The 12,715-nt window shown below is 69.0% G+C and carries 11 protein-coding genes and 1 pseudogene; 4 read left to right on the forward strand and 8 right to left on the reverse strand.

The genetic code is table 11. The annotated features are described in order from the left end of the window. Positions 1-176 precede the first annotated feature (176 nt). The 5 genes from JXZ78_RS27070 to JXZ78_RS27090 form a co-directional block, all read right to left on the reverse strand. On the reverse strand, positions 177-656 hold the full coding sequence (locus JXZ78_RS27070) for an NUDIX hydrolase (RefSeq protein ID WP_030020182.1): 480 nt from the start codon (positions 654-656) through the stop codon (positions 177-179). A gap of 57 nt (positions 657-713) precedes the next feature. Continuing rightward, positions 714-1,130: a hypothetical protein gene (locus JXZ78_RS27075; RefSeq protein ID WP_030020183.1), complete on the reverse strand. Its 417-nt coding sequence runs from the start codon at positions 1,128-1,130 to the stop codon at positions 714-716. Next, entirely contained in the window at positions 1,127-1,444 is a 318-nt protein-coding gene (locus tag JXZ78_RS27080) for a hypothetical protein (RefSeq protein WP_157851581.1), read from the reverse strand. The genes JXZ78_RS27075 and JXZ78_RS27080 overlap by 4 nt, the downstream gene beginning before the upstream one ends. A gap of 188 nt (positions 1,445-1,632) precedes the next feature. Then, the gene (locus JXZ78_RS27085) at positions 1,633-1,866 is read right to left on the reverse strand and encodes a DUF5999 family protein (RefSeq protein WP_050502484.1); all 234 of its coding nucleotides are present in this window, start codon (positions 1,864-1,866) and stop codon (positions 1,633-1,635) included. An 87-nt stretch (positions 1,867-1,953) separates the two neighbouring features. Further along, the gene (locus JXZ78_RS27090; protein WP_050502485.1) at positions 1,954-2,805 is read right to left on the reverse strand and encodes an ATP-binding protein; all 852 of its coding nucleotides are present in this window, start codon (positions 2,803-2,805) and stop codon (positions 1,954-1,956) included. A gap of 431 nt (positions 2,806-3,236) precedes the next feature. On the opposite strand from JXZ78_RS27090, the gene JXZ78_RS27095 reads away from it, so the two are divergent. Next, on the forward strand, positions 3,237-4,103 hold the full coding sequence (locus tag JXZ78_RS27095) for a helix-turn-helix domain-containing protein (RefSeq protein ID WP_030020187.1): 867 nt from the start codon (positions 3,237-3,239) through the stop codon (positions 4,101-4,103). Then, positions 4,094-4,330, forward strand: a complete 237-nt coding sequence (locus JXZ78_RS27100; protein ID WP_308281065.1) for a DUF397 domain-containing protein — start codon at positions 4,094-4,096, stop codon at positions 4,328-4,330. The genes JXZ78_RS27095 and JXZ78_RS27100 overlap by 10 nt, the downstream gene beginning before the upstream one ends. A 168-nt stretch (positions 4,331-4,498) precedes the next feature. On the opposite strand, the gene mobF is transcribed toward JXZ78_RS27100, so the two are convergent. Next, positions 4,499-8,941, reverse strand: coding sequence for a MobF family relaxase (gene mobF, locus JXZ78_RS27105; RefSeq protein WP_238783415.1), 4,443 nt, complete (start codon positions 8,939-8,941; stop codon positions 4,499-4,501). Positions 8,942-9,312: 371 nt separating this feature from the next. Between mobF and JXZ78_RS27110 the strand changes: the two are divergent. Both JXZ78_RS27110 and JXZ78_RS27115 read left to right on the forward strand, forming a co-directional pair. Continuing rightward, positions 9,313-9,582: pseudogene (locus JXZ78_RS27110) on the forward strand (TnsA-like heteromeric transposase endonuclease subunit); the annotation flags it as partial. Positions 9,583-9,703: 121 nt separating this feature from the next. Next, entirely contained in the window at positions 9,704-9,949 is a 246-nt protein-coding gene (locus JXZ78_RS27115; protein WP_238783418.1) for a hypothetical protein, read from the forward strand. 1,275 nt (positions 9,950-11,224) lie between these two features. Here the strand turns inward: JXZ78_RS27115 and JXZ78_RS27120 are convergent. Both JXZ78_RS27120 and JXZ78_RS27125 read right to left on the reverse strand, forming a co-directional pair. Then, a complete protein-coding gene (locus JXZ78_RS27120; protein ID WP_030020191.1) occupies positions 11,225-12,196 on the reverse strand; it encodes an anti-sigma factor RsbA family regulatory protein in 972 nt (323 codons plus the stop codon). Then, complete coding sequence (locus JXZ78_RS27125; protein WP_030020192.1) at positions 12,189-12,536, reverse strand: STAS domain-containing protein; 348 nt, start codon at positions 12,534-12,536, stop codon at positions 12,189-12,191. The genes JXZ78_RS27120 and JXZ78_RS27125 overlap by 8 nt, the downstream gene beginning before the upstream one ends. Between the last annotated feature and the right edge of the window lie 179 nt (positions 12,537-12,715).

A 12,715-nucleotide genomic window follows, 5' to 3' on the forward strand; every position in this document is an offset into this window, starting at 1 on the left:
GGCTCTACCGGGTCGGTCGCAAGCCCGTGGTGGCGCATCCAGTTCGTGCGCGCCTTCACCATGGCTTTGACCGCCTGACGGTGAGAGGGCTGGCCCAGGCTGATGCGGTAGCGCGGCGGGCGGGCCGGCTCCGGTCTTTCCGCAGCGAAGTCCTCGTGAATCGTGAGGGGCATCGCCTACACCTCCGTGAACGCGGCGACGGACGAGGTCTCGCGCGGGTCGATCCGTTCCCCGCTGGCCTGAACCGCGAGGGCGCACCGGATGCGCCGCGCGGCGGCCCCGCAGTGGTCGGGCACCTTGACGGGGGCCAGCCACCGGTAGTGATTCATGCCGTCGCCCAAGACGATCCGCGGGTTGTGCGGCACGCGGCCGCAGAACCGTACGCGGTGGCGCAGGACGGGCGTGCCGGTGGCCGGATCGGCGGGGGTCCAATCGGTGGCGAGCAGCCGGCCCACGATGATGTCCAGCCCGGTGGCGCTCTTGACCGCGGTTGCCAGCCCCATCCACCCGGTGCCGTTTTCGCCGGAGGCAAGGCCCGGCAGATCGTAGACGCCTTCGGGCGCGTCTTCGTGGTGCACCACCAGCACGAAGTCCTGGGGGTCGAGCAGCACCGCGGAGTAGACGGTGCGCGGGCGTGGCGCGGGGGGCGGGGGCATCGGGTCTCCGTTGCAAGTCGGGCGCCGGCCACAGCGGACGGCGATGGGCGGGCGGCGTCAGGCCGCGGAAATAGGGGGGCGGCGTGCAATGCCGGCGTACCGGCCGCGGTCGCGGAAGGCGGCCTTGAAGACGGCCTCCTGGACCGCTTCCTGGCACGGGAGGCAGCCGTAGAGCGCGACATCGGCAACCCACTGGATGACCACGCTTCGCCCGTCGGGCCAGCGGCGTACGGAGGTCAGCACCGAGGTGTTCTCGCCGACTCGGTCCACGGGGACGTCGATGGCCTCGCACAACGAGCAGCCCGCGATGGCGGACCCGGACCGTTCCTGCAACCGCTGTCGGTGCCGGCCGCACAGGAACAGCGGCACGTACAGCCCGCAGAAGTCCCCCGGTCCGACGAAGACGGCGGGATTCGCGGCGGTCGGCTCACACCCGCGCCAGCACCGGCCGTTCAGCAGTGGCTCGGCCTTCATACGGCCTCCCTCACCAAAGTGACCACCAGCGCACCGGGAGCAGATGCTGTGGCCGCCTCTACGGTGCAGCCGATCGCCAAGGTGGTGCGCACGCCGTTTGCGGTGACCGCGATGCTGTAGCCGGTGCAGTCCCCGGCCAGGCGGTCGGCGAACTCGCGCCGTACGTCGGCGCTCCCCAGGGCGCCGATAAACATCTCCGCGGGGTGCCCGGGGCGCAGCTTCAGCCTCTTGGCCTGGGCGTGCAGCCAGTCCACCGCGTGCATGGCGTGCGCTACCCGCCCTCCGGACAGGGTCTCCTCGGCTTCACCGGGCACGGACACGCTGTGCGACGCCCACCACGTGACGACGGGGTCCGACTCCGTGTTCCGGCGGTCCCCCCAGTCGACCGTGACATAGTCGCCTGCCGGTGCTGTGCCCGGTGCGGCATCGTCGAGACCGCGGGCGCGTAAAGCGTGACGGCGCCAGCGGGGGACGGGCCGGCCGCCCCAGGAGAAACCAATCATCACGCCTCCGCTCCCGTCCCGACCATCCGGCGGTGCGGCGCGATGACCTGCCCGTTCGGGAGGATTTCACCCGTATCCTCGAACGCCAGTACGCCATTGCACAGCAAGCTCCAGCCCTGCTCGGGGTGGGCTGCCACGATGTGCGCCGCTTCCCGGTCCGCCCCGTCAGCGGTCGGGCACAGCGGCCGGTGCTGGCACGAAGGCGGTGTGCTGTGCTGGTCGGTCGGGGGCATGTCCTGGTCCTCTGGTCAGGGGTGGGGTCGCCGTGGCGGCGGGCGGACAGGGCGCTGCTCCGGCGGCTACCGAAACGGTTCGGCTCATCACGCCCGCCGCGGAGCGTCCTCGGCGAGGTCGAGCAGCCGGGAAACAGCGGCGAGCAGGTGATGCGTCTTGACGGCGTCATCGGCGCGCAGCCGACGGACCCAGTCGAGGAAGGCGCGAATCTCGTAGCGCGCGGGGTCCGCCTTCGGCAGGTCCCGGAAGCGGCACTCCGCGAAAGGGGCGAGCGTGGCCAGCGACGCCCGCACCACCTTGTGCGCTCGGTGCCACGTGCCCGGGTCGGCGTAGTAGAGGCCGGGCTGCCCCAGGTACACCAGCGCTTCAGAGATCCGCGCAGCGTCATAGAACTGCGCCACCCGGTCGCGATGGTCACCGACAGGATCGCAGGGCAGGGTGCAGGTGACGACCTTTCCCGTGTTCCACCTGGTGAAGCGCCATGTGCCCCCCAAGTGCGCTGTCACGTTGCGTACGAGGAGCAGCCCCCGCCCGCTCTCGTACGTGTCCTGGCCGGCCGCGGAAGCGTGTGGCAGACGCGGCAGGACCGGGCTCCCGTCCGTCGCCGCGACGTCGATCGCCGATTCGTACCGCGAGAGGGTGAGGGCGACATCGCGGCCCGGTACGGCGCCATGCAGGACCGCGTTGGCGACCAGTTCGCCGATCACGTAGTCCGCAGTCGCGACCACCTCGTCACGGATGGCCCACTGACGAAGACGAGCAGTTCCGTCGTGGCGCATGTCCCGAACCTCATGAGCATCCACCCGGGGCAACGGAGGGGTGCCGACCGCGTGGCTGGTGGGCTGGTACGACATCGCCATGAAGTCGAGGAGGCGGCTCTCCGCAGAGGCCGAGGAGCGCTCACTGATCGCTAGTTCGTCTTGCGAAGCAACTTTCATGGTTCAGTCCTCCACAGCTCTTGTGGGGGCGCAGGCAATCCCGCGGTAGCACCCCCGCCGCTCTCCGCTCCGTGCCCGAACCTCCGCTTCACTTAGGACCGAACAGGCCGGCGCGCGAAAGGAAGGACCACGAGGCGAGAGGGGAAGTCACCTATGCGTACGGACTCCTCGCCTCGGGCTGACGTTGCCTTCTGGCGAAGCTCAACCAGCGTGCTGCAACGGCAAGTTACGATGCAACTCAAAGTCGAGTTGCAAAAAAGTTGGCATATTTGGTTGCTGACACAAGGGGGTTTGCAACATGCACAGCCACTGCCAGACTCGGCACAGCATCGCTCTCAGCGGTAACAGCGGTGGCAAGAACTGACACAGCGATGCCCAGCCCCGGCACACGAGCGCTGGCGGCTGACACAGGAATCGGGGAGGCTAAGTACGTGGCAGCGAAGGTGGGACCCACCCTCCGACGTATCCAGCTCGGGCAGGAACTGCTGCGCCTACGCGAGAAGGCTGGCCTCACGCTGGCCGAGGCGAGCACGAACATGCCGTTCGACAAGACCCGCCTGTCGAAGCTAGAGAACGGTACAACCAAACTGCGGACCGGAGTGCAGCTCCGCGCGCTGCTGGAGAGCTACGGCGTGAAGGATGAGAAGGACATCGAGTTCCTTCTGAACCTGCACCACGACTCCCTCAGCAAGGAGTGGTGGTCACCGTTTCGCAGTGTGATGCCATCTGGCATGGCGCTGTACGTAGGGCTGGAAGAGGGCGCCCGCACGATGCGGGCGTGGCAGCCGAACCTGATCTACGGGCTACTCCAGACGGAACGCTACGCGCGCGCCCTGTTCGAGACGGCCAAGCCCGTCGAAGAAACCACTACAGAGTTCGTCGAGCGCAACATCCAGCTCAGGATGGAGCGCAAGGAACTCATCACCCGCGGCGAAAGCCCCGTGGAGCTGTCCGTCATCATGGGCGAGGCTGCGGTGAGCAACGTCTATGGCGACCGCGGGACCATGCGCGAGCAGTACGAAGAGATCGCGGAGTTGGCGAAACTCGACAACGTGACCGTACAGATACTTCCTTCGTCCAAGGCGGCCTACCGGGCAACGGGTGACTTCACGCTACTGGAGTTCGATCCACCGTTCCCGACCACTGTCCATGCGGACGGCGTCGGTGCGGTGAACGTCGTGGACAAGGAGACCGAGGTCTGGGCGCACGTGCGTAAGTTCGACGCCATGCGCGCTGAAGCCCTGGGACCAGGGGAAACGCCCCAGTTTCTGGAAGAACTAGCAAGAAGGTGGATGTAGCCATCAACACCAACCTCATGGCCCCCGATGTGGCCGCAGCCGACGAATGGCAGAAGTCCTCCTACAGCACTCAGGAGGGGGGCTCCTGCGTAGAACTCGCCCGCCGAACCAATGTGGACGACAAGGTCGCCGTGCGCGACTCCAAGGCCGCCGAAGGCCCCGCTCTCCTCTTTCCGAAAGACGTTTGGACCCAGTTCTTGAGCGGGCTCGAAGCACCCTGGATCTGACCCCAGCGACGCAGCCGTTGCCCTCCTCCGCTTCGGGAAGGAGGGCAACGGCTGTGCTATGTCCTACCCAGGATCGCAGACAAGCTGCTTCACGTCGCTGCCGTCCGTCGAACACCAAGCGCGTGAAGCTGGCGCCCTGTGCGGCGCGGCGCGTCTTCGCTACCGTCATTACAGGAGTGGGCCAACGGGTGGCGAGCTCGGTCCATCGTGAGACTGATGCACATGCGCGTCGGCTTGCCCGGTGTAGGGGGAGACAACAACCCCACCCCGACCATGCTGGTTCAGGGGCGCACCACTCGACGCAGGCGCCTTTCCTGCGGCCCGCACTGACAGCTCATCCCGAAGGCCAGCTACGCGATAGGCCGCGCCGTTGGACGTGTTGCGCGCCTTGGAGGCCTCAGCCCGGACTTGCTTGGCTGCCTGGTTGTCCTTCTCCTGGGCCCGCCGGAGGAGTGCAGCCTTCTTCTCCTGTGGCAGGTCCGCTTCGGTGAGCACGGCTTCGTGTTCGCTGACCGGCCCGGCCTGCTGGGTGGCCTCGTGGATCCGCGTGTTCATCTGTTCCACCCCCCGCGCGTCCTCGTCGCGCGTACGGAGCAACTCGTCACGGTCGGCCTCGACCGCAGTCCGGTCTTCTCCACGGACAACCGGACGCCCGAAGCGGCCTGTCGCGGCCAGCTGCTGTTCGAGTCCTTGGATACGGGCCTGCGTGTGATGGAGTCGGTCAGTGCACTCCGTGATCGTGCCACCCAATGCTCGGGCTTCGCGGATCGCCGCGGCACGCTGGGCAACGTCCTGCTGTCGACGACTGAGCGCGAGCACGTTCGGACCTGTCCCGGCAGCAGCCTGCTGTTCAGCGCGATCGGCGGCAGCCTCCGCCTTATCGGCCGCCGCGCTGGTGGCGCGCGCTGCCACGGTGGCCTTGCGCGCTGCGTCGCGCAAGGCCGAAGTGGTCAGCTGAGCGTATGGGCGATCGGCCGCCGGCGTGGGTACCGGAGACGCGGTCGACTCCTCGCGCCCCGCCGCGGGTGCAGGGACCGGTCGGTTCTCGGTACCCATGTCCTCGTCGGGGGTGTCTGCGTCGTGCGGTTCTCCGGTACCGGGTGCCCGCGGGGTCGGAAGATCCGCTTCGGCCTGGCGAACGTGGGCAGGGACCGCGTTCCCCGGCAGTTCGGTGAGGATCATGCGTTCCTCGGTGCCGTTCTCGATCTCGCGGATGAGGCCCGCGACCGCGCGGTCAAGTTGTTCCTGCTCGGTGAGTGCGTCGCCGTGACGAGCACGGTCGACATCACTCTCATAGACGGAGAGCGGCAGGAAGAGGTGGGCCTCCTCCTTGTCGCGGCTCATCATCGTGTAGAGCGCATTCGCCTGCGCGCCCGGGCCGTAGACAAGGGCCTCTTGGACGCTGAGCCCCTGCGACTTGTGGCCGGTGATCGCGTATCCGAGGCTGAGTCCGCCCTGCGCGATGTAGTCGGCATCCACCCATTCGCCCACGTCACGGTGGCCGTCGGCGGTCTTCTCGCGCCACTCGACCAGCACCCGGCGTTGCTCGTCCACGGCCCGCACGATTCCGCGAAGCCCGTTCAGAACATCTTCGTTTTCGCCTCGGCTCATCTTGCCCCGGTAGTCGTTGGTCCGAAGGAGAACCTGGTCTCCAACGGACAGCATCAGCTCGCCGCCGCCGGGCAGCGCGTAGCCATGCTCGGGACCGGCGAGGTCGCCGTTCTCCTTCCGCAGGGCGCGGGCCCCGGCGTTCAGCTCCTCCACGAGCTCGTTGGTGGCGGCGAGCATGAGCAGCTGCTGCACGGCGGTGTGGTCGTCGGTGTGCTCGGCGCGCTTGTCGGCCCAGGTAGTGAGCATCGCGGCGAGGGTGGTGTCCTTGTCCGCGAGGGCGTGCACGCGGCCGGTCCCAGCGAAGGTCCGGAGGGCTTCCACACGGCTGTCGTCGCGCCACAGCTCCAGGGCCCGACGCTCGACCATGTCCTTCTGTCGGAAGTTCTCGTTGAGGCTGAGTCCGCCCACGATGTGGTGCACGGCGGCGAAGCTGCCGCCGATGCCGGGCGAGTGCAGCTGCTTGGGGTCACCGATGCCAACGATCTTTGTCCCGGTTTCCGCGGCGTGGGTGAGGAGCTCGGCGATGTCGCGGTCATCGCACATGGCGGCTTCGTCCACGACCAACACGTCCACGCCGGTGAGGCCAGGGCCGCCGTTACGGATGCCGGTGAGCCAGGACGCGAGGGTGCGGGACTCGATGCCCGCCTCAGCCTTCAGGTTCGCGGCGGCGACGGCAGCTGTACTCGCGCCGGCGATGACGAGACCGTGGGCCTCCCATGCCTGCCGGGCGGTGTCCATGATCGTGGTCTTGCCCGCTCCGGCGATGCCCACGACTGCGTCGATTCCGTGCCCGGCCGTAAGCAGCCGATTGAGGACGGCGCGCTGTTCGTCGGAGAACGCGAAGGTGCCACCGCCACCGTGCTGGGCCTCGACGGTGGACAAGGTCATGTCGGCCGTGTCGCGGCTGACGACGGCGGCCTGTGTGCCGAGCCGGTTCGTTGCCTCGGAGACGATCAGTGTTTCCGCGGCCACAACGTCCGCGGTGGTGTACCGGTCGGCGTGTGTGAAGTGCTGGGCACCCTTCGGGTTGAGCTGGACTGCGTACCCGGCGTGCCGGAGAACGGAAGCGGTGAGTTGTTCGGCTTCGCCGGCGTCCGCGACGCCGTACGGGAGAGCGTCCAGCACGGCGGCGATGGCTGCGGCGTGAGTGAACTCCTTGGAGTGGCTGGTCAGGCCTGTCTTCGGGTCGAAGACCTGGGCGCACAGCTCGTCCAGGGACGGGTTCTGGTCCGCTCGGTCCTGTTCCATCGCGCTGGCGGCGATGGCGTCGGGGTCGTCACCGGCGACACGCCCCTCGGCTTGCCAATAGGCGCGAAGGACATCGTCCCCGACGCCGGCGGCTTCGCCGTTCTTCGCAGCCTTGGACGCGGTGGAGGCCGCAGTGCGCTCGCGGGTCGTGGCGCTGTCGTAGTCGATGCCCAGCTTCGTCAGCAGGTCCCGGACCTGGCTGTCGCGCTTGCTGAACAGGCGGATCGTCGCCTCGGGAATCGCTGCGATCTCCCATGCGCCGGTCCGCTCCTCGCGGCGGAAGCCGATGCCGAACTTGTCGGTCAGCTCCCTGCGGATACGGGCGTTCATGAGGGACTGGGTCGCGCGGGTGTGCCGGTGGAGGTCTCGGCCTCCACCGGCCATGGTGGACCACTTGCCGTCGGTCCCCTTGACCATGTTGGCCAGGGTGAAGTGCAGGTGGAAGTGAGGATCGCCGTACGGGGCGCCGTCCACGGGCCGGGCAGCGCGGTGCACCATCATCCATCCGGAGAACCCACTCGTCTCCACGGTCTCCGCTTCATCACCGTCGCCGTGGTGGCCGCGCATGGCGTACGCAGTCCACCGTTCCAGGGCGGTGATGGACTCGCGGCCGGCGGCCGTGTAGATGCCCTCGACCTGGGCGGCGACCTCCTCGGGCGCGTAGGCGAGGAACGCGGACTTCGACTTCGCGAGGTCCAAGGTGACATCGGCACCGAAGTTGCCGACCTGCACTCGGCCTTCGAGGAGAGCGGACTTGATCTCCTCGGCGTCCCACACGTCCTCGGGCGCGAGTCCTGCCGCCTTGGCCATGGCGACGGCTTCGCGCACGTCCATCGGCAGATCCCGAAGACGGCGTTCGCCTTCGCCTTCGGTCTGGGCGTACCGGCGCTTCATGGACGCGGCGGTGAACAGGTCACCGGGCTGTTGTCCGGTCTCGGCTGCGCGGGCCTCGACGGCGCGCAAGAGCGCACGGGCGTCCAAGTGGCCGCCCGCCTCGGCGGCCACGGCCTTCTCCAACGTGTCCTCGCCGTACAGGTCGACGGCGTCAATGCCGACGGCGTCGGCGAGCTTCAGCACAGTGGAGGCGGGGACACGGTGCGATTCCCCGAACCGCTTGAGTTGGCTCTCCATCCTTCGGAAGGCGTCCTGCTTGCGTTTGGAATCCAGCAGGGAAACGGGGTTCACGCTGCGTGCGGCGGCAGCCCGACGGATGGCTCGGGCCAGCGGGGCGGCGGGAAGCTTGGCGGCCGGCGCGATGGCGAGCTTGGGTTCTACGAGGGTTTGCCCGGTCCGAGGGTCCTCGCCGTGCATGAGGCGTCGGGCGGCCTGGAAGTGCTCGGCGGCGAGGATGCTGCCGGGGGTGATGTCGAACTCGGTAAGGCCGTTGCCGATCCAGACCAGGGGGCGTTCGCTGGCATCGAGGTGGTAGTCCACCTGTCCGTCGGCGGCTGGTTGGGGAAGAGCCTGGTCGCCGTAGAGGTCGCGGGCATCGAGTCCGGCGGCGGCAGCGACTTCGACGGCGTCGAAGCCGGTGAACCGTGCCGTGCCCTTACTGCGTATGAGGCCGCGGGCGCGGAAGAAGGCACGCTTGGCCTCGCGGGAGCCAAGCAAGGAGGCGACGGGGGCACCAGTCGCTTCGGCCTTGGCTTCGAGGGCGGCGACGAGGGGGGCCGCGTCGACCGCTACGGACTTCCCGCAGCCGTGGCCGCCGGTAAGGCGGTACTCAACCTGCTCGTCGGACGGGCCGATCATGGTCACCCACCCCACCGGCCCGCTCACCTCCTGTGCACATCCGGCCAATTTCGGTCATCTTGGCTGATTGTATCGTCACGAAGTGACGATACCTTGGTCCTTCAAATTCAAGGCGGGCGTACGAGAGGGGCCGCTGCAAGCAGGGGCTCCTGTCCGGTACTGCTTGACTCTGCATACGTCAGCTCTAAGCTGCATCTGATCTTGCAGCGGTCAGTGTGACCTTGCATTGAGGGGCTGGGTAGCAGGACGTGGTGCATGCGTTAGAGGTGCTGCCGGGTGGTTCTGCCGGTCCTCCGGCGACCGGGTTCGAGGTTGCGTACGTCGCCCCGGACAGGACGGAGTTACGGCGCCCGCTGACGGAGGCCTGGGCGGTGCCGTTCGAGCACGCCCTTCCCGTACGCGTCTTCGCGTCGTACCGCCGGCAGCGCAACCTGCCGGACCTGTGGTGGTCGGCGACCACCGGCGGGCACGTCGGCTACGAGTCCTGGCTGGAGCGCGACCACATCATGCTGCTGGACTTCGACCCGACGGTGGTGGGGATCTCCTCGCAGCCGTTCTGGCTGTTCTGGGCGGCGGCGAACGGGAGGCCGGTCTCGCACGCGCCGGACTACTTCGCCCGCCGCGACGACGGGACGGCCGTGGTCATCGACTGCCGCCCGGCCGACCGTCGCGGCCCGCGGGACGTGGTGAAGTCGAGGCGACGGCGGCGGCCTGCACCGAAGTGGGATGGGAGTTCCGGCTGCTGGGCGCCCCCGGATGCGGTTGGTCCGCAACGTTCGGTGGCTGGCGGGCTACCGGCACCCCCGGCACTGGGTGGAGCCGGCCGCCTCGCGGCTGCGAGAGGTGTTCGCCGAACCGCTGCCGCTGATGGACGGGGCCGCGGAGGCGGGTGAGCCCCTGGCCGTGCTGCCGGTGCTGTTCCCCCTGCTGTGGTCGCACGAGCTGACGGTGGATGTCTCGGTGCCCCTGCGCGGCGGTTCCCTGGTCGCGTCGGGGGTGAGCCGATGACCGCGGGTGAGAGCTCGGTGCTGCGGCCGGGCGACTGGCTGCCCTTCGACGACGACGGACATCAGGTGGTGCGCTGGCCGGGACGGCCGTGCGGCTGCGGTCGGCCGGCGGGGCGGAATCGGTGGTGCTGGCCTCGTATTTGATGGCGGCGCCGGACTTCGCTGTTATCGGCGCCGAGCCGCTGCCGGAGATGGAGCCGTCCGGGCCGTCGACCATCCCGCCGTCGACCTCACCCGGTTCCCGGAGATCATCGATGCCCAGCGGCGTCACCTGCTGCTCCTGCGGCGCTACGGCTGGGCCGCCACCTACGATGCGGTACTGACCGCCCTCATGATCTGCGCGCACATCTGGTCTCCGGATGGGCGCCCGTCGCCCTTCGGCTCCTGGGACACCTGGGACGACCGCATCAACGTCCTGATCCCCTTCGACCGGAAGAAGCAGGACTAAGTCGACTACAGCACCTCGCGGCTGTTCGCCGCGGTCTACCCCGAAGCCGTCGCCCTGGCACCGCTGATCGCCTCGCCCCACTGGCGTCGGCTGGCCGGCGGCACCGAAGCCGAGCAGGCCCGGTTCTTCGCCGAGGTCGCCAGCCGCGTCACCTACCCCTACAACCCGCCCGACCGCAGCGGCGACGCCGTCGCCCACTGGGCCCTCGCCGACTCCTGGCGCCCGCCCAGCCGGCCCCTGACCACCTACACACCCGGCCGCGTCCGCGGCACCCTCCCCGCCCTCGCAGCGAACCGGCTCGCCCGACATGAAAAGAGCGCGATGTGGTTCAGCCGGCTCCGCCGGAACCAGGGCCGCACCCTCCTCTTCCACGGCCACCTCAAGCCCGTCCTCCTCCGTGACCGTGACCCTCAGTACGTGAAGTGGGAGGGCACCATCTGGCACAGCACGCGCACCGACGACCTGATGAAGAAAGAGGCCACGGAAAGGCGCCGCGCGCTCGAAGGAACAGGCCCTCGCCTGCCGCACCAGCGCACGGAATCCGCAAGATCGAATTTCACACAACGTCCCGGCAGCCCGCACTCCGAACGTTCGTCACCCACGTAGTCGGCGGGGCCGCCCGCAAAGTCGAACTGCAACGGGCGCTGCTCAGCACGACAGTCCTGTGACTTCGTGTCGAGCGACGCGACAGCGTCAGTCGGAAGCTGCCTCCAGGGAGTGACGGCATCCCATGTCGGTGGCGTGGGTGGTCTGGCGGGAGACCATCAGGCGCAGTCGGGCGGCCGTCTGGAGGCCGGACGGCTTATCTGGTGACGCATCGGCGCGCCGTCAGGGTGGTGTGGTGGGGCGGCGTCGGTTCATGCGGATGCGGATGGTGGTGCCGTTGGTGCTGCTGCGTATGTCGGTGGCGTCGCTGAGCTGGCGGATGATCCACAGGCTGCGGCCGTCGAGGTGGGCGGTGGCGGGTGGCAGGTATCCGGCCAGGGCGGTGTTCAGGGTGCCGTGGGGGTCGGTGACTTCGCAGAGCACTTCGTCGGTGGTGGTCCAGATGCGGCAGTGGCCGCCGCCGGCGCCGTGGCCTACGGCGGTGGTGGCGGCCTGGTCGACGCATATCAGCAGGCTGTCGATGCGGTCGGGGGCCAGGGCTGCGGTGCGGGCGAGGCGGGCGGTGAACTCGCGCAGTTGGGCGAGGTGCTGGGGGCCGTCGAAGCGGAACTGTTCGCTGTGGGCGGGCGGGCCGGGCAGCGGCACGCTGTCGCAGGCCGCGCTGAATTCTTCGGGGGCGATGTGGGCGGGGTTGGGCCGGTGGGCGGTTCCGGTGGTCAGGGTCGGGTGGGTGAGCTGGGCGGCGTGCAGGACCCCGGCCGGCAGGGTGCGGGTGTCGTAGGGGCACAGGTGCCAGGCGCCGGTGGAGGCCAGAGCGAGGGTGAGCAGACACTCGTAGCGGATCCACTCGCGGGCCTGGTCGTCGCTCAGGCCGGCCCAGGGCGGCTCGCCCAGCACCCGCGAGGGCCCTTGGAAGGTGCGGGCCTGGTCGTGGAAGGCCAATAGCGCCTGGGCAGGCGTGCGATGCCAGTGGGCCGGGGCGAAGGAGACCTGCTCGGCCCGCGGTCCCAGATGCTGTTTGAGCAGGGCGGTGTTGTACCGGCTGGTGGCGATGAAGACCGGCTCCCCTGCGGCCAGCCCGTCGCGGGTGAAGGGCAGGGCGGCGGCCAGAAACTGCTCGTCGCCGCCGTAGAGCAGCAGGTGGTGCGCGTGGGGTGTGCCGCCGGGCCGGGAGAGTGGTTGCGGGTCACTCATCGCTGGTCTCCTCCAGGAGGGTCAGGCGCAGTTCGGGCCGGTCCCAGCCGCAGGCCAGCAGCATCTGACCGACGACGGAGGTGCGGGTGTGCAGGACCAGGCGCCGGCCGGGCCCCAGCAGTTCGGCGTAGGAGACCAGGGCGTGCAGGGCGGCGAAGTTCAAGAACGTCACCTCGCGCAGGTCCACGGTGACGTCGGCGGGTGCTCCGTTGAGGGCGAGCAGGTGGCCCATCAGCGCGGTCTGGTTGGTCAGGTCGATCTGGCCGGACAGCCGCAGGCCCGGCGGGTCATCGGTGTGCCAGATGCGCAGCAGCGCATCGGCGTAAGTGGGGAGGCGCACGCTATACCACTTCCCTGCGCACCCGGCACCGGGCTCCGGGGCTCTGCACACAGCGACGGCTGATCGCGGCCGTCCGGGGTCCAGGGCCGGTACGCGATGAGGTGGGGAGCCGGCCGTCCGGGGCCGGAGAAATGCCCGCTGGCGGCATGGCCTGACCTCCCTCGCCGAGGCCGCCGGAT

It is taken from the genome of Streptomyces monomycini, assembly GCF_022271435.1.
GTDB lineage: Bacteria > Actinomycetota > Actinomycetes > Streptomycetales > Streptomycetaceae > Streptomyces > Streptomyces monomycini.

Bases quoted from the DNA above. Each gene is read 5' to 3' on its own strand.
- JXZ78_RS27070 (WP_030020182.1), bottom strand. From the start codon at position 656: ATGCCCCCGCCCCCCGCGCCACGCCCGCGCACCGTCTACTCCGCGGTG.
- JXZ78_RS27075 (WP_030020183.1), bottom strand. From the start codon at position 1,130: ATGAAGGCCGAGCCACTGCTGAACGGCCGGTGCTGGCGCGGGTGTGAG.
- JXZ78_RS27085 (WP_050502484.1), bottom strand. From the start codon at position 1,866: ATGCCCCCGACCGACCAGCACAGCACACCGCCTTCGTGCCAGCACCGG.
- JXZ78_RS27090 (WP_050502485.1), bottom strand. From the start codon at position 2,805: ATGAAAGTTGCTTCGCAAGACGAACTAGCGATCAGTGAGCGCTCCTCG.
- mobF (WP_238783415.1), bottom strand. From the start codon at position 8,941: ATGATCGGCCCGTCCGACGAGCAGGTTGAGTACCGCCTTACCGGCGGC.
- JXZ78_RS27120 (WP_030020191.1), bottom strand. From the start codon at position 12,196: ATGAGTGACCCGCAACCACTCTCCCGGCCCGGCGGCACACCCCACGCG.